The organism is Streptomyces sp. NPDC090798, assembly GCF_044768965.1.
GTDB lineage: Bacteria > Actinomycetota > Actinomycetes > Streptomycetales > Streptomycetaceae > Streptomyces.
The window spans coordinates 27,037-48,516 of the sequence record NZ_JBIVXA010000026.1; the positions used below are offsets into that span (position 1 = coordinate 27,037).

A 21,480-nucleotide genomic window follows, 5' to 3' on the forward strand; every position below is an offset into this window, starting at 1 on the left:
CCCGATCACCCACCCACCCCGGCCCGCATCGCTCAGCCCGTCCGGCGTTTGAGGACAAGGCCGAAGGCCGCTACCCCACCCACCCCGATCACCCACCCACCCCGGCCCGCATCGCTCAGCCCGTCCGGCGTTTGAGGACGAGGCCGTTCAGGCCGAAGCGGGGGTCCGGGGGCGGCAGCCCCTGGGGATGGGACGGGTAGGGGCGGCGGGGGCGAGGAAACTCGGGTCGCACCAGACGCGTACAGGAGAAGACCCCCGGGGCGGACACTCCGGGGGTCTTCGGATCAAGCGGGGTTGGATCGGGCGAGGTCGGTTCGGACGAGGTCAGACGGTCTCGGCGAGAGTCGGCTTCGGCGCCGAGTCACTCACCGCACCCTCGGCCGAGCCCTCCGGCTCCGTCGCCCCCGCCCCCGCCCCCCGCAGCGGAACCTCCTTCACGAACACCGCGGCCACCAGCGCCCCCAACGACACCACCGCACCCAGCAGGAACGCGGAGTGCGTTCCGGAGGACACCGCGTACTGGTACGCCTCCCGCGCCGCGGCCGGCAGCTTCGCCAGGCTCGCCGCGTCCAGCTGCGCCGACTGCTCGGTGACCTTGGACCCCAGCGCCCCGGCCCGCTCGGTCATCACGTCCTGGACCCGCTGGTTGAACAGCGCACCCATGATCGCGACGCCGAAGGACGAACCGAGCGTACGGAAGAGGGTGGTGGACGAGGACGCGACGCCCATGTCCTTCATCTCGACGCTGTTCTGCGCGACCAGCATGGTGATCTGCATCAGGCAGCCCATGCCGAGGCCGAGCACGGCCATGTACAGCCCGGAGGTGAACCGGGTCGTACCGGTGTCCATCTGGGAAAGCAGGAACAGGCCGACCGCCATGAGGACCCCGCCGACGATCGGGAAGGCCTTGTAGCGCCCGGTGCCGGTGGTGACCCGACCGGCGACCATCGAGGTCACCAGCATCGCGCCGAGCATCGGCAGCAGGAGCAGCCCGGAGTTGGTCGCGGACGCACCCTGCACGGACTGCTGGTACAGCGGCAGGAAGAGCGTGGCGCCGAACATCACGAAGCCGGTGATGAAGCCGATGATCGACATCAGCGTGAAGTTGCGGCTGCGGAAGATGTGCAGCGGCATGATCGGCGCGGCGGCCTTGGTCTGCACGAAGACGAAGCCGACCAGCGCGGCGACACCGATGCCGATGAGCTCCATGATCCTGGCCGAACCCCAGGCGTACTCGCTGCCGCCCCAGGTGGTGACCAGCACGATGGACGAGATACCGAGGGCCAGCAGTCCGGCACCGAGGTAGTCGATCTTCGCCTGGACGCGCTTCTTCGGCAGGTGCAGCACGGCACTGATGGCGATGAGCGCGACGATGCCGAGCGGCAGGTTGATGTAGAAGGACCAGCGCCAGCCCCAGTGGTCGGTGATGGTGCCGCCGATGAGCGGTCCGCCGATCATGGCGAGCGCCATGATGCCGGCCATCATGCCCTGGTACTTTCCGCGCTCCCGCGGCGGAATCAGGTCACCGATGATCGCCATGACGCCGACCATCAGACCACCGGCGCCCAGGCCCTGAACGGCACGGAAGCCGATGAGCTGCCCCATGTCCTGGGCCATACCGCTGAGCGCGGAGCCGACCAGGAAGATCACGATCGAGGTCATGAAGGCGCCCTTGCGCCCGTACATGTCGCCGAGCTTGCCCCAGATGGGGGTCGAGGCGGCGGTCGCGAGGGTGTACGCGGTGACGACCCATGACAGGTGCTGGAGGCCGCCCAGCTCGCCCACGATCGTCGGCATTGCCGTGCCCACGATCATGTTGTCGAGCATGGCCAGCATCATTGTGATCATGAGCGCGAGCAGCACGACGCGTACGCTGCGCGGTTGTTTCTCGGTCTCTATGACCGCTTCCTTGTTGTCCGCCACGGTTCCACTCCCCTGGGTACTTACTTGCCGCCCGGCAAGTTGACTACACTGAGGGAAGTTAGACCGGTAACTAGCCGGGCGTCAAGTAAGTTTTCCTGGATTTGCCAGTCGGACGACACGTACGTTTCAGGGAGTGCGAGGAGTACAGGGATGGGCGGCGACACCATGGACGGCACCAAGCGACAGCGCCGCGGGGACACCCGCCAGCGCATCCAGGACGTCGCCCTCGAACTCTTCTCCGAGCACGGCTACGAGAAGACCTCGCTGCGCGAGATCGCCGAGCACCTCGACGTCACGAAGGCGGCGCTCTACTACCACTTCAAGACCAAGGAAGACATCCTCATCAGCCTCTTCCAGGACCTGTCCCGGCCCATGGACGAGCTGATCGAGTGGGCGCGGCAGCAGCCTCGCACCCTGGCGACGAAGCAGGAGATCCTGCGCCGCTACAGCAACGCCCTCGCCGAGGCGGCCCCGCTCTTCCGTTTCATGCAGGAGAACCAGGCGGCCGTCCGCGAACTGCGCACGGGCGAGGACTTCAAGGACCGCATGATCCGGATGGTCGGCCTGCTCAAGGAGCCGGACGCCGATCTGACGGACCAGGTGCGCTGCATCAGCGCGCTGTTCTCGATGCACGCCGGGATGTTCCTGCTCAAGGACGTCGAAGGCGACCCCGAGGAGAAGCGCAAGGCCGTCCTGGAGGTCGCGATCGACTTGGTGACGCAGGCGCACGGCGGCGCCGTCGTCACCCCTCAAGCGTCTTAGACGGTCACGCCCTTGCCACGCAGGAAGACGACCGGGTTGACCGCGGAACCGTAGTTCGGGGTCGTACGGATCTCGAAGTGCAGGTGCGGGCCGGTGGAGTTGCCGGTGCTGCCGGACAGCGCGATGTGCTGGCCGGTCGCGACGACCTGCCCGATCCGCACGTCTATCCGGGACAGGTGGGCGTACTGCGAGTAGGTCCCGTTGCCGTGCTTGACGACGACGGCGTTGCCGTACGCGGGACCGTCACCGGCGCCGTTGCCGCCGGCCTTGACGACGGTGCCACCGTGCGCGGCGACGACCTCGGTGCCGGTGGGCACGGCGAAGTCCTGCCCGGAGTGGTTGTGCTGCCACAGGTTGCCGGCCTGGTTGAAGCCCGCGGAGAGCGTGTACTTCTTCACCGGGTCGACCCAGGCGGCGGACGCCTTGGTGGCGACCGTCTTCACGGCGGCCTGCGGGGCCGCCTCGGTGGCGGCGGCCGCGACCCCGGCGCCCAGTACGGCCGTGGCACCCACGCCGACGGCCAGGACGGCCGCCCTGGAGCGGAGCAGGGGCATACGGGAGTGGCGGGACGTGACGCGCTTCGACATGCGGAACCTCGTGGGAACGGAGACGGGGGTCAGATCCACCCGACGGACAAGCTGTCGCCGTGTGGGCCATCCCTTGGTAACCCGAGTCCTGGCCGACACACAAAGTCCCCATCTACGACGCCAGATCGTAGTTCACCCTGAAATTTCCACCTTCTTGACAGACGCCCCATCCCGTATCGAATACGCCCGATTTTTCAGAGTAGAGACGTTTAACCCCACTTACGGGCGTTGCGTTCCAGTGCCATACAGCCCCGCCGCACCGCCGACCGCGACGCCGCACACCCCATGGGGGTTCCGCACCGTTACGTCCGTTTTGCCCGTTCGCTGCTCGCTACTATCCGCCTTCGTAAGGGACAAATCACCTGTGCGTCATGTCACCGCAAAGGCGGGTCGGAAGACTGTGCGGGACCCTCCCGACCGCCCGCGCTCTGCCATTCCGGGCGTGGATCGCCGCCTCCGGCCCTGTCCCTGTCCCTGTCCCTGTCCCTGTCCCTGTCCTCCGCCACGGCCACGGCTACGGGGTGCGGATCTGGAACGGTGCCGTGGCCCACCCGCCGGCGCTGGTCGTGCGCTGCGGGACCGTGGGCTGGCCGTCGGCCTCTCAGTGATGCGGCGGGTCTTTCGGTGGACCCCCGGCACCCCACGGGCTCTGCGCCGCCACCGGCACCGTCGGCGCGGTCGGCCTCGCCCCCAAACGCCACCACGACCCGCACACGATCTTCTCCGCGATGCCACTCCCGACCTGTGCCAGGCCCTAGTGTGATCTGAGCAGCCGTCACCGTGCCGTCCGGGGGAGCGACATGGAACCAGCAGCCATAGGCGCCAAGTTGGCCTCGAGCGTGGTCGCGCCGCTCGTCAAGAGGCTGTTCGTGGCGGACGGGCCGGGCGCCGGACTGGTCGAGAAGCCGGTGCGCATCTCCGGGTTCGTCTCCTTCAGGGGAGAGAAGCGGACCCTCGGGGAGAAGGAGCTGACCACGCTGGCCGCCGAGCTGGTCGCACGAGCCCTGCGCACCGGGGAACGCCCGCTGGCCGCCGACGAGGAGCAGGCCGTCGTCCACGCCCTCGCCGACACCCTGCACGCCCTCGGCGACCTCGCCATGACCGACGTACAGGCCGTGGAACTCGGTCACGAGGCGCTCGCGCTGCGGCTGCGCGCCGCGAGCGGCGACCCCGAGCGGGACCTCTCCTTCGACGCGACCCTGTTCTACGAGCGGATCCTGAGCACGGCCTGCCTGCACATCCTGCACTTCTTCACCCAGCGCTCGGCCTTCGTGGCCCGCACGCTGGTGGAGCAGAGCCGCAGGCAGAGCGAACTCATCGCCAAGATGGACGAGTTGATCGCGCGGACTCCCCCGCCCGGCGGCACGGATCCCGCCTTCGAGCAGCGATACCTCGCGTACGTCGCGACCAGGCACAGCCGGCTCACCATCTACGGCATCGATCTCGTCCACTCCCCCGAGCGCTGGCCCCTCGACGCCGCCTACCTCAGCCTGCAGGCCGTGCGGGCCACCGAGGACGCGGAGGCGACCGGCCCGAACGGGACGCACATCGCGGCCGCCGGCAGCACCCTCCCCGCCGAGCAGGCCCTCGCCGAACAGGACCTGGTGCTGCTGCGCGGAGTGGCCGGGTCCGGCAAGACCACCCTCGTACAGTGGCTGGCCGTGATCGCGGCCCGGGGCGAGCGCGGCGACCGGATCCCGTTCGTCCTGCCCCTGCGCACCCTCGTCCGCCGCCCCGGCGGACTCCCGGCGCCCGACGGCTTCCTCGCCGCCGCCCGCGTGCCCTTCCACGCCACCCAGCCGGACGGCTGGAGCGACCGTGTCCTCGGCGCCGGACGCGGGCTGCTCCTCGTCGACGGCATCGACGAGATCCCCGAACGCGACCGCGAGCGCACCCGCCGCTGGCTGCGCGAGCTCCTTGACGTCTATCCCGGCAACCAGTGGCTGGTGACCTCCCGTCCCTCGGCCGTCCGCGAGAACTGGCTCACCCCCGACGGCTTCACCGAGCTCGCCCTCACCCCCATGAGCCGCGACGACGTCACCGCCTTCATCCGCCGCTGGCACACGGCGGCCCGGCTCGACGCCCCGGACACCGACCGCCTCGACGGCTACGAAGGCTCCCTCCTCACCGCCGTCGGCACCAAGCCCGACCTCGGCCGGCTCGCCACCAACCCGCTGATGTGCGGGCTGATCTGCGCGCTGCACCGCGACCGGCGGGGCTATCTGCCGCACGGTCGGCAGGAGCTGTACGACGCCGCCCTGTCCATGCTGCTGTCGCGCCGCGACGAGGAGCGCGACATGTTCGCGCCCGACCGCGCCGGCGACATCCACCTCATGGAACTCCCGCAGGTCCAGCTCCTCCAGCGACTGGCCTACTGGCTCATCCGCAACAGCCGGTCCGAGATGGACCACGACCGCGCCGAACGCATCGTCGCCGACGTCCTGCCGTCCCTCCCGTCCGCCGCCGCGCAGGGCGACGCCCCGGCGATCCTGCGCCACCTCCTCGTCCGCAGCGGCCTGCTCCGCGAACCCACCCTCGGCACCGTCGAGTTCGTCCACCGCACCTTTCAGGACTACCTGGGCGCGCGGGCGGCGGTGGAGGACGGGGACTTCGGGCTGCTGGTCCGCAACGCCTTCGACTCCCAGTGGTCGGACGTCATCCGGATGGCGGTCGCCCACGCCCGCCCCCGCGAACGGGCCACCCTCCTGGCCGGCTTGGCCAAGTCCGCCGAGGAGACGTCCGGAGCGGCGGGTACGCATATACGACTACTCGCCCTGGCCGCGCTGGAACACGCCACGGAACTCGACCCCCACGTCCGCGCGGCCGTGGAGCGCAACGCCGCCTCGCTCATCCCGCCCCGTACGACCGAGGAGGCCCGCACCCTCGCCGACGCGGGCCCGCTCGTCCTGGAGCTGCTGCCCGGCCCCGAGGGGCTCACCGACGACGAGGCCAGGGCCGTGGTCATCACCGCGTCACTCATCGGCACGGACGCGGCGCTCCCGGTCCTGTCCCGCTTCCGGTCGCATCCGTCGCTGGCCGTACGGGCCCAACTCACCTGGACCGCCCACCGGTTCGACACCCGGCGCTACACGGCCGACGTCATCGCCCATCTGGCACCGGACGACCTGTACTTCTGCGCGCACTCCGCCGACCAGCTACGCGCCCTGCGCGACCTCGGCGGCCGCCCCATGCTCCAGGTCGTCGGGGACATCGACTCGGACGACATACGCGAGGGCCTGCTGCCGGGCCGGCTGTCCAAACTCGTCGTACGCGACAACCGCATCCTGCGTGATCTGAGCTTCCTGTCGGATCAGGGGAAACTCGTGCATCTGGACGTCAGCGGCGGCAGCCCGTACGTCGACGACCTCACCCCGCTCGCCGAGCTGCCCCTGAAATGGCTTTTGCTCGCCGGCCTGCCCGGACTCGAGAATCCGGACGCGCTGGCACCGCTCTCGGCATCCCGCACTCTGCGCCTGCTCGACATCGGCATCCCGTTGCACGGGGACTCCCTCGACGAGGTACTCCCCCGGAATCTGCCACTGACGTATCTGCGGTTCACCAGGAACTCTCTGCGGCACACGGGATTGCGCGGCCTGAGGCATATGCACTCGCTGAAGCAGCTGAGTCTGGCCACACTCCCCGAAAACCTCACCCCCGAGGACTTCGAGGAGATCACCCGGCTTCCCGCTCTACAAGAACTTCGTGTGAACTGGAATGCCGTCGGATGGAGCGCGGGTCCGGTACTGCCGAACGTGACGAGGCTGCGGCTCAACAAGTTCACAGGAAACGAAGACCTCTCAAATGTCCCGATTCTCTTTCCCGGCCTGCGCAGGGTCACGTTCCATCTCGCCCCGGACGTGACCGACGTACCGGAACATCTCCTGGCGTTCCTCCCGGACACCACCGTCGTCACCATCGAGAAAACGGACAGCGTGGTGTGAAAAAAGGGGCTGCCCCGGGACCGAAGTCCCGGGGCAGCCCCTTCGTCCAGGCGAGCGCCGAGCGCTACGCCTCCTTGCTCAGGTTGGGCCCTGCCCCACCCGCGGCCTGCTCGATCGGCGGGACGTCGGGCAGCGCCGACTTCTCCTCACCACGGAAGGTGAAGGTCTTGGTGTCGCCCTCGCCCTCCGTGTCGACGACCACGATGTGACCGGGGCGCAGCTCGCCGAAGAGGATCTTCTCCGAGAGCGTGTCCTCGATCTCGCGCTGGATCGTGCGACGCAGCGGCCGCGCGCCCAGAACGGGGTCGTAACCCTTCTTGGACAGCAGTTCCTTGGCGGACTGGGAGAGCTCGATGCCCATGTCCCGGTCCTTGAGGCGCTCGTCCACCTTGCCGACCATCAGGTCGACGATCTTGAGGATGTCCTCCTGCGTCAGCTGCGGGAAGACCACCACGTCGTCGACGCGGTTGAGGAACTCGGGGCGGAAGTGCTGCTTGAGCTCGTCCGAGACCTTGTTCTTCATGCGCTCGTAGTTCGACTTCGTGTCACCCGTGGCCGCGAAGCCCAGGTTGAAGCCCTTCGAGATGTCCCGCGTGCCGAGGTTGGTCGTCATGATGATGACCGTGTTCTTGAAGTCCACGACCCGGCCCTGGGAGTCGGTCAGGCGACCGTCCTCCAGGATCTGCAGCAGCGAGTTGAAGATGTCCGGGTGGGCCTTCTCGACCTCGTCGAAGAGGACCACCGAGAACGGCTTGCGCCGCACCTTCTCCGTCAGCTGGCCGCCCTCTTCGTAGCCCACGTATCCGGGGGGCGAACCGAAGAGACGCGACACCGTGTGCTTCTCGCTGAACTCCGACATGTCGAGGGAGATCAGCGCGTCCTCGTCACCGAAGAGGAACTCGGCGAGGGCCTTGGACAGCTCGGTCTTACCGACACCGGACGGGCCCGCGAAGATGAACGAACCACCCGGACGCTTCGGGTCCTTCAGACCGGCCCGCGTACGACGGATCGCCTTCGAGAGCGCCTTGACGGCGTCCTTCTGGCCGATGACCCGCTTGTGGAGCTCGTCCTCCATGCGCAGCAGACGCGAGGACTCCTCCTCGGTCAGCTTGAAGACCGGGATGCCGGTCGCGGTCGCGAGGACCTCGGCGATCAGCTCGCCGTCGACCTCGGCGACGACGTCCATGTCGCCGGCCTTCCACTCCTTCTCGCGCTTGGCCTTCGCCGCCAGCAGCTGCTTCTCCTTGTCGCGGAGAGAGGCCGCCTTCTCGAAGTCCTGGGAGTCGATGGCCGACTCCTTGTCGCGGCGGACGCCCGCGATCTTCTCGTCGAACTCGCGGAGGTCCGGCGGCGCGGTCATCCGGCGGATGCGCATCCGGGAACCGGCCTCGTCGATGAGGTCGATCGCCTTGTCCGGCAGGAAGCGGTCCGAGATGTACCGGTCAGCCAGGGTGGCGGCCTGGACCAGCGCCTCGTCCGTGATGGAGACCCGGTGGTGCGCCTCGTAACGGTCGCGCAGGCCCTTGAGGATCTCGATCGTGTGGGGGAGGGAAGGCTCCGCCACCTGGATCGGCTGGAAGCGGCGCTCGAGGGCCGCGTCCTTCTCGAGGTGCTTGCGGTACTCGTCCAGGGTCGTCGCACCGATGGTCTGGAGCTCACCGCGCGCCAGCATCGGCTTCAGGATCGACGCCGCGTCGATGGCGCCCTCGGCGGCACCCGCACCCACGAGCGTGTGCAGCTCGTCGATGAACAGGATGATGTCGCCGCGGGTGCGGATCTCCTTGAGGACCTTCTTCAGCCGCTCCTCGAAGTCACCGCGGTAGCGGGAACCGGCGACCAGCGCGCCCAGGTCGAGGGTGTAGAGGTGCTTGTCCTTGAGGGTCTCGGGCACCTCGCCCTTGACGATGGCCTGCGCCAGGCCCTCGACGACGGCGGTCTTGCCGACGCCGGGCTCGCCGATGAGGACCGGGTTGTTCTTGGTCCGGCGGGACAGCACCTGCATGACCCGCTCGATCTCCTTCTCGCGCCCGATGACCGGGTCGAGCTTGGACTCACGAGCGGCCTGGGTGAGGTTCCGGCCGAACTGATCGAGGACCAGGGACGTGGAGGGGGTGCCCTCGGCAGGACCGCCGGCGGTGGCGGTCTCCTTGCCCTGGTAGCCGGAGAGCAGCTGGATGACCTGCTGCCGCACCCGGTTGAGGTCTGCGCCCAGCTTGACCAGGACCTGGGCGGCGACGCCCTCGCCCTCTCGGATCAGGCCGAGCAGGATGTGCTCCGTGCCGATGTAGTTGTGGCCCAGCTGAAGGGCCTCGCGGAGCGACAGCTCCAGGACCTTCTTGGCACGGGGGGTGAAGGGGATGTGCCCGGACGGGGCCTGCTGCCCCTGCCCGATGATCTCCTCCACCTGCTGGCGGACCGCCTCGAGCGAAATCCCGAGGCTCTCCAGGGCCTTAGCGGCGACACCCTCACCCTCGTGGATCAGGCCCAGGAGGATGTGCTCGGTGCCGATGTAGTTGTGGTTGAGCATCCGGGCTTCTTCCTGAGCCAGGACGACAACCCGCCGCGCGCGGTCGGTGAACCTCTCGAACATCGTTAATCGCTCCTCAGAGCGGTCAGGCAGTAAGGGGACGCTCCCCTCCCTGTCCTTCCGCAGCTTAGTCCCGCAAGCGGGGACCGCTCATTCCAACTGCCGACACCGTCCTTGGCCTCCTGACCCCGAACGCCGACATCTGCTCCAACCTGATGGTGCGAGACGATGTTCCCGCAGGCCAGGCAGATACCCGCACCAGCTGTACGCCGATGGCGAACGTGAGATGCCCGAGCCATGCGTGTCGCCCCTCTCACTAGGGATGTCTTACCCGTACGCACTGGCACTCCATGCCGCGCGCACCGGTTCCCTCCGCTATGGGCGAACATCCTTGCGCCACCGATCGCCCCCGGACGCCGCTTCTTTCGATACTCAGCGCACATGATGAAACACCCAGCGTAACTCTGGAGCCCTTCCGACGGTTGCTCCTGACATGCTTCCCACTGTCCCCCTCCCTCGCCGCCCGCTCCACCCGAGCGACCCGGTGCGGCAGTGGTACGAGAACGAACTCGGCTGGGCGACAGTGCCCGGCTCGCCGCTACGACTGGCCGCCGGCCTGCGCTTCGACGTCCTGGACGTCCCTGCGGAGGCGGGTGTCAGAGCCCTGCGACACCTGGGGCCGGCCTCTCCGGTGGCACTGCGCACAAGGCGCTCGGCACCGCGCGAGGATCCGGCGGCTCGGCGTGAGAAGTGGCCGGCTCGGCACGGGACGCGCATGTGGCTGCTGGTGGCGGCGGGAAGCGCGGAGGAGCTGCCGGGGCTGCTCGACTGGCTGGAGTGGGGCGCTCTCGCGCTCGATCTCACGGCGATCGGCGCGGGCGGGAGCATCGAGGCTCCGCTGCCGCCGGGGGTGCCCGAGGGGCCACTCACCACGGACGGGGCCGGGACGGACGGGCTCGGCGGGTCAGGTCCGCAGGGGGCCGCTGTCTGGCTGCGGCCCCCCGAGCCGGGGTGTGAGGTGGAACCCTCGTTGCCGACTCTGTCGGCCGTGGGGGGCGGTGGGGGCGCCCCCGATCTCGTACGACTCGTGGACACGGTGGCGACACAGTGCCACCGGGTCCGGCTGCGATACGCGTGCGCCCAGCCGCCGGCCTACTCGTAGACCTTGGCTGGGCAGCTGGGCCATGGGCCTCGGCTCAGCCGTTGGCCTTCTCGTAGGCCTCGCGAATGGACGCGGGAACGCGGCCACGGTCGTTGACCTCGTAACCGTTCTCCTTCGCCCACGCGCGGATCTGTGCGGTGTCCTGGCTGCCACCGGAAGCGACACGCGCCTTTCCACGCCCCCCCGAAGCGCGACCTCCAGTACGACGACCACCCTTCACGTAGGGCTCGAGAAGGCCACGGAGCTTGTCCGCATTGGCGGTCGTGAGATCGATTTCGTACGTCTTGCCGTCCAACGCGAACGTCACGGTCTCGTCCGCCTCGCCACCGTCGAGGTCGTCGACAAGAAGGACCTGAACCTTCTGTGCCACCGGATTTCCTTTCATCGATAACTTGAGGGTCGAGGGCCTGCGGCGTCTGCCGCTGTTTCACGTCCCCTGTTATATGCAGTACTGCAGTACGTCGGAAAGCAAACCGCTTTTGCTGGAAAAACACAAACCCCCGGGTGAGACTCGGGGACCGCTGGAAGACCGGAAACGTGCGCGTTTCGGACATAGGGAACGCGGGCAAGGCGGTCGGGCGGAATAGTCGCCGGCGATCACAGATGCAGAAGCATCCGGCTGTTGCCCAAGGTGTTCGGTTTCACTCGTTCGAGACCGAGGAACTCTGCCACGCCCTCGTCATAGGAACGCAGCAGCTCGGCGTAGACATCCCGGTCGACGGGCGTCTCACCGATCTCCACGAAGCCGTGCTTCGCGAAGAAGTCGACTTCGAAGGTCAGGCAGAAAACCCGGCGAACGCCGAGCCAGCGGGCGGTCTGCAGCAACTTCTCCAGCAACTGATGACCGACGCCGCCACCCTTGACCGTGGGGTTCACCGCGAGAGTGCGGACTTCCGCGAGGTCTTCCCACATGACGTGCAGCGCACCGCAGCCGACCACCTCGGCGTTGTCGTCGCGTTCCGCGACCCAGAACTCCTGGATGTCCTCGTAAAGCGTCACCGTCGCTTTGTCGAGCAGGATGCTACGGCGGACGTTCGCGTCGAGGAGTCGGCGCACGGCCGGGACATCACTGGTCCTGGCCCGCCGGACGGTGACGGCTTTTGCGGGGTCATCGGGACGCGGTGCTGGATGCTCTGCTGGCATGGGCGGACGCTATCGCCCGGTGCCGCCCGGGCCGGAGTCGGGGTTCTGGCCCGGCTTCTCACCCTGCTTCTCACCCGACGCCTCAACGGGCTTCTCGACGGGCTTCTCGACGGGCTTCTCGACCTGCTTCTCGTCGGCGGCTACCGGGGTTACACGTGTTTCGCCGCCGTCCCCGCCTCGTTCGGGGCCTTCTTCAGGCCCTTGCACGATGCGTACGGCATCCCGCAGCGCGCGCCGCTGTTCCTCGCTCATCATGCCGAAGAAGGCGACGAGAGCGGCGGCGGGGTTGTCGCTGTGGGACCACGCGTCGTTCATCAGTGCGGCCGAGTAGGCGGCACGCGTGGAGACCGCCTCATATCGATAGGCCCGGCCTTCCGCCTCCCTGCGCACCCAGCCCTTCTGATGGAGATTGTCCAAAACGGTCATCACCGTGGTGTACGCGATGGACCGTTCCTGCTGAAGGTCTTCCAGGACTTCTCGAACGGTCACCGGGCGGTTCCACTTCCACACCCGCGTCATGACCGCGTCTTCGAGTTCTCCCAATGGGCGAGGCACAACTCAGAACAATACTGGGAGATCAGCGACAAAAAGGGCGTACGACTCGAAAAGCGTATGAGAACGTATGAGTCGTACGCCGATGAGCGCCCCGGCGGGGACGCGGGTCGCGTCGGCCGGGGCATGTGGCCCTGCTGTTGTCTCAGGCCTTGGTGTCGGGGGAGGCCTGGCGGGCGCTCTCCGCTCGCGCGAGGGCGGCGTCGACGACCGCGTCCTCCTTGGACTTGTTGGCCCCGCCCTGGGTCTTCACGATCGTCACGATCAACCCGATGAAGAACACGGCCATCACTACGGGGGGCACCAGCGCGGAGACATAGTCCATGCCTCCAGAGTAGCTAGCCCGCGGCGAGCTGCTGCGGCGGGTTCGCCGGTGGCGGCGCGGGCTTTCGCTTCGGCGGGAAGACCTCGCCCGGGGTCGGGATCGGGCGGTCCGGGCGCGGGCTCCTGTCCGGGGACTGCGGCCGCGGTTCGGCGGCGGGGCTGCCCGCGGGCTTCTTCGCGGGTTCCTGCGCGGCCGAGGTCGCGGCCAGGCCGCCGGGCAGGGCCGTCAGGCGGGTACGGGAGGCGGGGACCGTGGGCGTGGCGCCGCGGCCCGCGAGGCGGGTGCGGACGTCCTGCTCGGTGAGGGTGCGGCAGAGGTCCAGGAGGGCGGCGGCCGTGGGGTTGCCGCGCAGTGCCCGGAGCGCGGCGAGGTCGTCCGGGTTGGGACGGTAGCCCGAGCCGAGAGCCTCTTCCAGGAGGACGAGATAGCCCGCGGCGGTGCCGGGCAGGGCGGCCCGGTAGCGGGCGAGGTCGGCCAGCAGGAAGGCCCTGAGCCTGGCTCCCTCGCGGGCCGCCTCGTCGACGGACTCGGCGAGACGGAGGCAGTCCTGGACGTCTTCGGCCGAGGCGGGGGTGGGGTGGAGGGCGAGGGCGAGAGCGCGACGGAGCACACGCAGCTCCTGTGCTCCGAACGCCATGCCGCCGCGGGATCCGTAGGGCGTGGGCATGCGGCGACGATACGCGCTAATCAGACAAAATCCGCATAGCGCCTGCGCGTGTCCCTCCGGGGGTCGGCGGGGGGTTCCTGCGCGGGTGAGTGTCCCCGCCGGCCCCCGCCGGGGCTCCGCCCCGAACCCCGATCCACCCGATCCGTTCGCCTGCGGCACGGTGGGGGTTGCCAGCGCAGTTCCCCGCGCCCCTGACGGGGCGCTGCCCGCGCGGGGCTCTTCGACTGCGGGACAGTGGGGGCTTGGCGCGCAGTTCCCCGCGCCCCTGACGGGGCGCCGGCCGCGCGGGTTTTGCGGCTGCGGGCCTCGGCTCGATCGGCGTATGAAGGTGAGGTCGAAGCCCGCATCGCGGACCGGTCCCCACCCACCCCGGCCCGCGCCCCTCAGCCCGTCCAACGACTGAGGACGAGGCCGGAGGCCGATGCCCCACCCCCCGGGTCCACCCACCCCTGCCCGTATCACTCAGCCCGTCCGGCGTTTGAGGACGAGGCCGGAGGCCGGGGCGATGCGGGGGTCCAGGGGGCGCAGCGCCCCTGGCGGGGGCTGGGGCGGAGCCCCAGAGGGATGGGACGGGTAGGGGCGGCGGGGGCGAGGGACTCAGGTGCGGGACACGTTGCGTTCGTAGACCAGGCGCAGACCGATCAGCGTGAGCCACGGCTCGTGCTCGTCGATGACGGAGGACTCGCCGAGAACCATCGGCGCCAGCCCACCCGTAGCGATGACGGTGACGTCGTCAGGGTCTTCCGCCAGCTCGCGCACCATCCGGTTGACGACCCCGTCGACCTGCCCCGCGAACCCGTAGATGATCCCGGACTGCATCGCCTCGACGGTGTTCTTGCCGATGACCGCCCGAGGCCGAGCCACCTCGATCTTGCGCAGCTGCGCCCCCTTGACGCCGAGCGCGTCCACGGAGATCTCGATACCGGGCGCGATGACACCGCCGACGTACTCACCCCGCGCACTCACCGCGTCGAACGTGGTCGCCGTACCGAAGTCGACGACGATCGCCGGCCCCCCGTAGAGCTCGACGGCGGCGACCGAGTTGATGATGCGGTCCGCGCCGACCTCCTTGGGGTTGTCCGTGAGGATCGGCACGCCGGTCTTGACGCCGGGCTCGACCAGCACGGCGGGAACGTCGCCGTAGTAGCGGCGGGTCACCTCGCGCAGTTCGTGCAGCACGGACGGGACGGTGGCGCAGATCGCGATGCCGTCGATGCCGTCGCCCAGTTCCTCGCCGAGCAGCGGATGCATGCCCATCAGGCCCTGGAGGAGCACGGCGAGCTCGTCGGCGGTGCGTCGGGCGTCCGTGGAGATGCGCCAGTGCTCGACGATCTCCTGGCCGTCGAAGAGTCCGAGGACGGTGTGCGTGTTGCCGACGTCGATGGTGAGCAGCATGGGTACTACTCCGCCTCGTCCGTCGAGGCCTGGTCCGTGGACGCCTCGCGCAGGTCGAGGCCGATGTCCAGGATCGGCGAGGAGTGGGTCAGCGCGCCCACGGCCAGGAAGTCGACGCCGGTCTTCGCGTACACCCCGGCGCCCGCGAGCGTGAGCCGCCCCGAGGCTTCGAGGAGCGCCCGGCCCTCCACGAGGGCCACCGCCTCCTCGCACTCGACGGGCGTGAAGTTGTCGAGAAGGATCAGGTCGGCGCCCGCGTCCACGACCTCGCGCAGCTGGTGCAGCGTGTCGACCTCGACCTCGATCGGCACCTCCGGGAAGGCCTCGCGGACGGCCTCGAAGGCCTGGGCGACGCCGCCGGCGGCGACCACGTGGTTGTCCTTGACCAGCGCCGCGTCCGACAACGACATGCGGTGGTTGACGCCACCGCCCATACGCACGGCGAACTTCTCCAGGGCGCGCAGGCCCGGCGTCGTCTTGCGGGTGTCGCGCACGCGGGTGCTGGTGCCCTCCAGGGCGTCCGCCCACGCGCGCGTGGCGGTCGCGATGCCGGACAGCCGGCACAGCAGGTTCAGCGCGCTGCGCTCGGCGGTGAGGAGGTCGCGGGTGCGGGTGGTGACGCTGAGGAGCTTCTGGCCCTCCTCGACCCGGTCGCCGTCCTCGACGTGCCGCTCCACCTCGAACTCGTCGGTGCAGACCACCGAGATGACCGCCTCGGCCACCCGCAGGCCCGCGACGACGCCCGCGTCACGGGCGACGAAGTCGGCGGTGGAGACGGCGTCCTCGGGGATGGTCGCGACGGTCGTCACGTCCACGCCGTGGTCGAGGTCCTCCTGGATGGCGACGTTCGCGATGTCCTCGACCTCCAGCGGGTCGAGCCCGGCGTCGGCCAGGAGCTGGGCGAGCGCGGGGTCGAGGCCGCACTCCATGTACGCGTCGTCGTCCGCTTCGGCGCCGCAGCCGCAGCCGTCGCCGCAGCCGCCGCTCTGGACGAGGGGAAGGTCGGGGGTGCTCACTGCTGTCACTGCTCCTGAAGGCGCTGGGGCACGGGGGTCCCCCCTGGTCGGGGGGAGCCGGGGGTCTGCGGGAGGGTCGGGGGGAAGTCTGCGGTGTCCGTGGTGTGTACGGCCAGCGTGCGGTCGGGATTCAGCCGTACGACGATGTGGCGGCGCCAGTCGGCGTCGTCGCGGTCGGCGTGGTCCTCGCGCCAGTGGCAGCCACGAGTCTCCTCGCGCAGGCGCGCGGCCGCGACCAGGACCCTAGCCACGCACAGGAGGTTGGTGGCCTCCCAGGTGTCGACGCCGGGCTCGGACGTCTTGCCGTTCTCGTCGAGGGCGTCACGGGCGTCGGTGTGGAGCTGCTGGAGCCGGCCGGTGGCGGTCGCGAGGGACTCGGCGGAGCGCAGCACACCGGCGCCCTCCGTCATGATCCGCTGGATCGCGAACCGGGCCTCGGGGGCGAGCAGGGGGTGGGCGGGCTTCTCGGGGTGCGGGACCGGTACGGGCACGCGCGCGTGGAGGCCGTTTTCCGAGCGGCTCCGCGCGATGTCCGCGGCGATGCGCTCGGCGTAGACGAGGCCTTCCAGGAGGGAGTTGGAGGCGAGCCGGTTGGCGCCGTGGACGCCGGTGCAGGCGACCTCGCCGCAGGCGTAGAGGCCGGGCACCGTGGTGCGGCCGCGGGCGTCCGTGCGGACACCTCCGGAGGCGTAGTGGGCGGCCGGGGCGACCGGGACGGGCTCGGTGACCGGGTCGATGCCGTGGGCGCGGCAGGCGGCGAGGATGGTCGGGAAGCGGTGCTCCCACATGTCGGCGCCGAAGTGCCGGGCGTCGAGGTACATGTGCTCGGCGTCCTGCTCCTGCATGCGCCGCATGATGCCCTTGGCGACGATGTCCCGGGGCGCCAGTTCGGCCAGCTCGTGCCGGCCGACCATGAAGCGGACGCCGTCCGCGTCGACCAGGTGGGCGCCCTCGCCACGTACCGCCTCCGACACCAGCGGCTGCTGGCCCTCGGCGTCCGGGCCGAGGAAGAGCACGGTCGGGTGGAACTGGACGAATTCGAGGTCGGAGACCTCGGCGCCCGCGCGCAGGGCGAGCGCCACGCCGTCGCCCGTGGAGACCGACGGGTTCGTGGTCGCGGAGAAGACCTGGCCCATGCCGCCGGTGGCGAGGACCACGGCGGGGGCGTGGACGGCTCCCACGCCGTCGTGCTGGCCCTCTCCCATGACGTGGAGGGTCACACCCGCGGTGCGGCCGTCGGAGTCCGTGAGGAGGTCCAGGACGAGCGCGTTCTCGACCGTGCGCAGGCCGCGCGCGCGTACCGCCTCGACGAGGGCCCGGGAGATCTCGGCGCCGGTCGCGTCGCCGCCCGCGTGTGCGATGCGGCGGCGGTGGTGGCCGCCCTCACGGGTGAGTTCCAGGCGGCCTTCGGAGGACTCGTCGAAGTGGGCGCCGGTCTCGATCAGGCGGTGCACGGCGTCAGGCCCCTCGGTGACGAGGATGCGCACGGCGTCCTCGTCGCACATGCCCGCGCCCGCGACGAGGGTGTCCTCGAGGTGCTGTTCCGGGGTGTCGCCGTCGCCGAGGGCCGCGGCGATGCCGCCCTGCGCCCAGCGCGTGGAGCCGTCGTCGAGGCGGGCCTTGGTGACGACGACGGTCCTCAGGCCCGCGGCCTCGCAGCGCAGCGCCGCGGTGAGGCCCGCGACGCCGGAGCCGACGACCACCACGTCCGCGGTGAGGGCCCAGCCGGGGGCGGGCGCGTGCAGTCGTATGCCAGTACCCGTAGGTGTACCTGTGCCTGTGGCGGTCACGAGGCGGCTCCGAAGGTGAGGGGGAGGTTGTCGATGAGGCGGGTCGTGCCGACCCGGGCGGCGACGGCGAGGACCGCCTCGCCGGTGAAGTCGTCCTCGATCTCGGTGAAGTCGGACGGGTCGACCAGCGCCAGGTAGTCCAGGACCAGCGGCGGCTGGAGGCGGGCGGCCTCGTCCAGGACGAGGCGGGCGGCGGCGCGGACGGCGGCGGGGCCGCCGGGTACGGCCTTGGCGACCGCGTGCGCGTCGGCGGCGGCGCGGGATTCACCGATCGCGCTGAGCGCCTCGGCACGCGCGTGTGTGGCGGGCACTTCGCGGGCCCGGGCGCGCAGGGCCTCCTGGGCGGCGTGCCGGTCGCGGCCCGCGAAGAGTGCCTGGGAGAGGGCGAGCGCGGTGCGCCGCTCCTCGGGCGAGAGGTAGCGGTTGCGGCTGGAGAGGGCGAGCCCGTCCTCCTCGCGCACGGTGGGCACGCCGACGATCTCCACGCCGAAGTTCAGGTCGCGCACCATGCGGCGGATCAGGGCGAGCTGCTGGGCGTCCTTCTGCCCGAACAGCGCCGCGTCGGGCCGGGTGAGATGCAGCAGCTTGGCGACGACGGTGAGCATGCCGTCGAAGTGGCCGGGGCGCACGGCACCCTCCAGGCGCTCGCCCATGGGGCCCGCGGAGAGGCGGACCTGGGGGTCGCCGCCGGGGTAGACCTCGTCCACGAAGGGGGCGAACACGGCGTCCGCGCCCGCCTCCTCGGCGATTTTGAGGTCGGCGTCGAGGGTGCGCGGGTAGCGGTCGAGGTCCTCGCCCGCGCCGAACTGGAGCGGGTTCACGAAGACCGTGACGACGACTTCGCCCTCGGGCCCGGCGATCTCGCGGGCGGCGCGGATCAGCGTGGCGTGGCCCTCGTGCAGGGCGCCCATGGTCATCACGACGGCCCGGCTGCCGCGGCGTACGCGCGCGTGCAGCTCGTCGGCGGTGCGCAGCAGGGTGGTGGTCATCGGTCGCTCCCGTCGTCGGGCAGGGTCGCGCCGTCGGCGAGTACCCCGAGGAGGTCCTCGGCGAGTTCCGGCTTCAGCAGTCCGTGGGCCAGCGCCCGGTCGGCGGTCGCGCGGGCCATCGCGAGATAGCCGGCGACGGTCCCCGGTGCGTGCTTGCGCAGTTCGGCGACGTGCGCGGCGACCGTGCCCGCGTCCCCGCGCGCGACGGGTCCGGTGAGGGCGGCGTCGCCCGACCTGAGGGCGTTGTCGAGGGCGGCGCCGAGCAGCGGGCCGAGCATCCGGTCCGGGGCCTCCACGCCGGCGGTGCGCAGCAGTTCCATGGACTCGGCGACCAGGGTCACCAGGTGGTTGGCGCCGAGCGCGAGGGCCGCGTGGTAGAGCGGGCGGGACTCCTCGGCGATCCACTCGGGCTCGCCGCCCATCTCGATCACCAGGGCCTCGGCGGCCAGGCGCAGCTGTTCGGGAGCGGTGACCCCGAAGGAGCATCCGGCGAGCCGCTGCACGTCCACGGGGGTGCCGGTGAACGTCATGGCGGGGTGCAGCGCGAGCGGCAGGGCGCCCGCCCTGAGCGCCGGGTCGAGCACCCGCGCGCCGTACCGCCCGGAGGTGTGCACGAGCAGCTGTCCGGGCCGGATGGCGCCCGTTTCGGCGAGCCCCTCGACGAGCCCGGGCAGAGCGTCGTCCGGGACGGTCAGCAGGACAAGGTCGGAGCGCTCCAGGACCTGCGCCGGGGAGAGCAGCGGCACGTCGGGCAGGAGCAGCGCGGCGCGCCGCCTGGAGGCGTCGGAGACCCCGGAGACGGCCACGGGGCGGTGCCCGGCGAGCTGGAGCGCCGCGGCGAGGGCGGGGCCGACCCGGCCCGCGCCGACAACGCCGACGGTGAGCCGCGCGGGGCGGTCCTTGGGGTCTGGCTGGGGGAATGTACTCACTCGACGGCGGCCTTCCGTTCCAGTCCGCTCCGGGTACCGGACGATTTCTCGTCATGTTAACGCGATTGGTTCGAGCGCCGTTTTCGTTGTCCACAGGCTGTGGGTTTCCGCAGGTCGCGGGGGGTGTGGAAAACGAGGATGCCGAGGCGGGGCTGCGCGCGACATCATCCGGGGATGAGCGATACGGCGGAAGCGACGGCGGGGCAGGACCCGGAGAGTGCGGGTCAGGACCTGGAGACGGCGGGCCAGGACCCGCAGGAGACGGCCGAGCGGCTTCGGGAACGGCGGGGTGCCGCGCTGCGGGCGGCCCGGCGCATACTGTGGCGGCCCAGCCACCTCCACACGGTCAGGACACGGCTGGCCTGGCTGAACGACGGCGCCGAGGGCGTGTACGACCTCGACCGGCCCGTCGACATGTACGGCGGGCAGATCGTCGAGACCCTGGAGGAGCGGGTCGCGGGCCTGCTCGGCAAGGAGGCGGCCGCCTTCTTCCCCACCGGCACCATGGCCCAGCAGGTCGCGCTGCGCTGCTGGGCGGGCCGTACCGGGAACCCGACCGTCGCGCTCCATGCGCTCGGCCACCCCGAGGTCCATGAACGGCAGGCGTTCAGCCAGGTCAGCGGCTTGCGCCCGGTGCGGGTGACCGACGAGCCCCGGCTGCCCACGGCCCAGGAGATACGGGACTTCGAGGAGCCCTTCGGGGCGCTGCTGCTCGAACTGCCGCTCAGGGACGCCGGTTTTGTGCTGCCCTCCTGGGAGGAACTCTCCGAGGTCGTGGAGGCCGCCCGGGATCGTGACGCGGTGGTCCACTTCGACGGGGCCCGCCTGTGGGAGTGCACCTCGCACTTCGGCCGCCCGCTGGACGAGATCGCGGGCCTCGCGGACAGCGTCTACGTGTCGTTCTACAAGTCGCTCGGAGGCTTCGGCGGGGCGGCGATCGCGGGCCCGAAGACGCTGATCGACGAGGCGAAGACCTGGCGGCACCGGTACGGCGGCATGATCCTCCAGCAGTTCCCCACGGTGCTCGCCGCGCTCATCGGCCTGGACCGGGAGCTGCCCCGGCTGCCGGAGTACGTGGCCCACGCGCGCGTGATCGCCGCCGCCCTGCGCGAGGGTTTCACGGAGGCCAAGGTCCCCTGGGTGCGCGTCCACCCGGAAGAGCCGCACACCCACCAGTTCCAGGTCTGGCTGCCGTACGACCCGGACGTCCTCACGGACGCGGCGCTGCGGCAGACCGAGGAGACGAGGACCTCGCTCTTCTCCCAGAGCTGGATGCGGGGCGGTCCGGGGCTCGCGCTCACCGAGGTCACGGTGGCGGAACCCGGTCTGGAGTGGACGGCGCAGGACGTACGGGCGGCCGTGCGGGAGTTCGTCGAGCGACTGCCCGGCTGACCGCAAACCGAGTCCGGCGCCCGGCCGACCCCGCACGCACGCCGGCGGTCGGCCACCCGGCACGGAGGTCAGCAGCCCGGGTGCGGCCGCCGTCCGCGCAGCCAGCGGCCCAGGGCCTGGCGCATCCGCCCCTGGGCCGGGCGGCCCGCCACGACCGCCCAAAACCGCCGGAGGTCGCGTAGCTCGCGGGCGACCTGCCAGTCGTGCGCGCCGGGCGCCGGAGGGACCGGCTCGCCGTGCCGGCGGGCCCGGTAGGTGTCGAGAAGGTACTGCTGGGTGATGCTCATGGCTCATCGCCTCTCGGGGACGGAAATCGCGCGACGGGAGAGAAATCCGAAGGCCCGCGGTTGCCCCGGTCGTCCCAGATTGCGCCCGTCCTC

At 70.5% G+C, this 21,480-nt stretch carries 18 protein-coding genes; 4 read left to right on the top strand and 14 right to left on the bottom strand.

All coding sequences use genetic code 11. The annotated features are described in order from the left end of the window. Positions 1-324: 324 nt before the first annotated feature. Positions 325-1,923, bottom strand: a complete 1,599-nt coding sequence (locus ACIQTP_RS38955) for an MDR family MFS transporter (protein ID WP_403408888.1) — start codon at positions 1,921-1,923, stop codon at positions 325-327. 150 nt (positions 1,924-2,073) lie between these two features. Between ACIQTP_RS38955 and ACIQTP_RS38960 the strand changes: the two genes are divergently transcribed. Beyond that, positions 2,074-2,685, top strand: coding sequence for a TetR/AcrR family transcriptional regulator (locus ACIQTP_RS38960; protein ID WP_403408890.1), 612 nt, complete (start codon positions 2,074-2,076; stop codon positions 2,683-2,685). Here ACIQTP_RS38960 and ACIQTP_RS38965 read toward each other — a convergent pair. Further along, complete coding sequence (locus ACIQTP_RS38965; RefSeq protein ID WP_402039356.1) at positions 2,682-3,272, bottom strand: M23 family metallopeptidase; 591 nt, start codon at positions 3,270-3,272, stop codon at positions 2,682-2,684. The two genes, ACIQTP_RS38960 and ACIQTP_RS38965, sit on opposite strands and share 4 nt — an antisense overlap. 800 nt (positions 3,273-4,072) lie before the next feature. On the opposite strand from ACIQTP_RS38965, the gene ACIQTP_RS38970 reads away from it, so the two are divergent. Continuing rightward, positions 4,073-7,213: an NACHT domain-containing protein gene (locus ACIQTP_RS38970; protein ID WP_403408893.1), complete on the top strand. Its 3,141-nt coding sequence runs from the start codon at positions 4,073-4,075 to the stop codon at positions 7,211-7,213. Between the two features lie 64 nt (positions 7,214-7,277). On the opposite strand, the gene ACIQTP_RS38975 is transcribed toward ACIQTP_RS38970, so the two are convergent. Beyond that, the gene (locus ACIQTP_RS38975; protein WP_054237510.1) at positions 7,278-9,803 is read right to left on the bottom strand and encodes an ATP-dependent Clp protease ATP-binding subunit; all 2,526 of its coding nucleotides are present in this window, start codon (positions 9,801-9,803) and stop codon (positions 7,278-7,280) included. 430 nt (positions 9,804-10,233) lie between these two features. On the opposite strand from ACIQTP_RS38975, the gene ACIQTP_RS38980 reads away from it, so the two are divergent. Next, the gene (locus tag ACIQTP_RS38980) at positions 10,234-10,902 is read left to right on the top strand and encodes an SCO3374 family protein (RefSeq protein ID WP_403408895.1); all 669 of its coding nucleotides are present in this window, start codon (positions 10,234-10,236) and stop codon (positions 10,900-10,902) included. A gap of 34 nt (positions 10,903-10,936) precedes the next feature. Here ACIQTP_RS38980 and ACIQTP_RS38985 read toward each other — a convergent pair whose 3' ends face one another. The 10 genes from ACIQTP_RS38985 to ACIQTP_RS39030 form a co-directional block, all read right to left on the bottom strand. Further along, on the bottom strand, positions 10,937-11,272 hold the full coding sequence (locus ACIQTP_RS38985; protein ID WP_010986119.1) for an Lsr2 family protein: 336 nt from the start codon (positions 11,270-11,272) through the stop codon (positions 10,937-10,939). 227 nt (positions 11,273-11,499) lie between these two features. Beyond that, the gene (locus tag ACIQTP_RS38990; protein WP_403408898.1) at positions 11,500-12,045 is read right to left on the bottom strand and encodes an amino-acid N-acetyltransferase; all 546 of its coding nucleotides are present in this window, start codon (positions 12,043-12,045) and stop codon (positions 11,500-11,502) included. 9 nt (positions 12,046-12,054) lie between these two features. Continuing rightward, a complete protein-coding gene (locus ACIQTP_RS38995) occupies positions 12,055-12,564 on the bottom strand; it encodes a BlaI/MecI/CopY family transcriptional regulator (RefSeq protein ID WP_403409037.1) in 510 nt (169 codons plus the stop codon). Positions 12,565-12,742: 178 nt separating this feature from the next. Next, entirely contained in the window at positions 12,743-12,922 is a 180-nt protein-coding gene (locus ACIQTP_RS39000) for a hypothetical protein (RefSeq protein WP_075032427.1), read from the bottom strand. A 13-nt stretch (positions 12,923-12,935) separates the two neighbouring features. Next, positions 12,936-13,559, bottom strand: a complete 624-nt coding sequence (locus tag ACIQTP_RS39005) for a hypothetical protein (protein WP_403409039.1) — start codon at positions 13,557-13,559, stop codon at positions 12,936-12,938. A gap of 627 nt (positions 13,560-14,186) precedes the next feature. Continuing rightward, a complete protein-coding gene (locus ACIQTP_RS39010) occupies positions 14,187-14,984 on the bottom strand; it encodes a type III pantothenate kinase (RefSeq protein WP_402039351.1) in 798 nt (265 codons plus the stop codon). A gap of 5 nt (positions 14,985-14,989) precedes the next feature. Continuing rightward, on the bottom strand, positions 14,990-16,000 hold the full coding sequence (gene nadC, locus ACIQTP_RS39015; RefSeq protein WP_403408901.1) for a carboxylating nicotinate-nucleotide diphosphorylase: 1,011 nt from the start codon (positions 15,998-16,000) through the stop codon (positions 14,990-14,992). 5 nt (positions 16,001-16,005) lie between these two features. After that, entirely contained in the window at positions 16,006-17,790 is a 1,785-nt protein-coding gene (locus ACIQTP_RS39020; RefSeq protein ID WP_403408903.1) for an L-aspartate oxidase, read from the bottom strand. Continuing rightward, positions 17,787-18,779: a pantoate--beta-alanine ligase gene (panC, locus tag ACIQTP_RS39025; RefSeq protein ID WP_402039348.1), complete on the bottom strand. Its 993-nt coding sequence runs from the start codon at positions 18,777-18,779 to the stop codon at positions 17,787-17,789. The genes ACIQTP_RS39020 and panC overlap by 4 nt, the downstream gene beginning before the upstream one ends. After that, a complete protein-coding gene (locus tag ACIQTP_RS39030; RefSeq protein ID WP_075032433.1) occupies positions 18,776-19,708 on the bottom strand; it encodes a Rossmann-like and DUF2520 domain-containing protein in 933 nt (310 codons plus the stop codon). The genes panC and ACIQTP_RS39030 overlap by 4 nt, the downstream gene beginning before the upstream one ends. 174 nt (positions 19,709-19,882) lie before the next feature. Here ACIQTP_RS39030 and ACIQTP_RS39035 point away from each other — a divergent pair, with 174 nt between their 5' ends. Continuing rightward, positions 19,883-21,100, top strand: a complete 1,218-nt coding sequence (locus ACIQTP_RS39035; RefSeq protein ID WP_403408905.1) for a threonine aldolase family protein — start codon at positions 19,883-19,885, stop codon at positions 21,098-21,100. 68 nt (positions 21,101-21,168) lie between these two features. Here ACIQTP_RS39035 and ACIQTP_RS39040 read toward each other — a convergent pair whose 3' ends face one another. Continuing rightward, complete coding sequence (locus ACIQTP_RS39040) at positions 21,169-21,387, bottom strand: hypothetical protein (RefSeq protein ID WP_403408907.1); 219 nt, start codon at positions 21,385-21,387, stop codon at positions 21,169-21,171. Positions 21,388-21,480 lie beyond the last annotated feature (93 nt).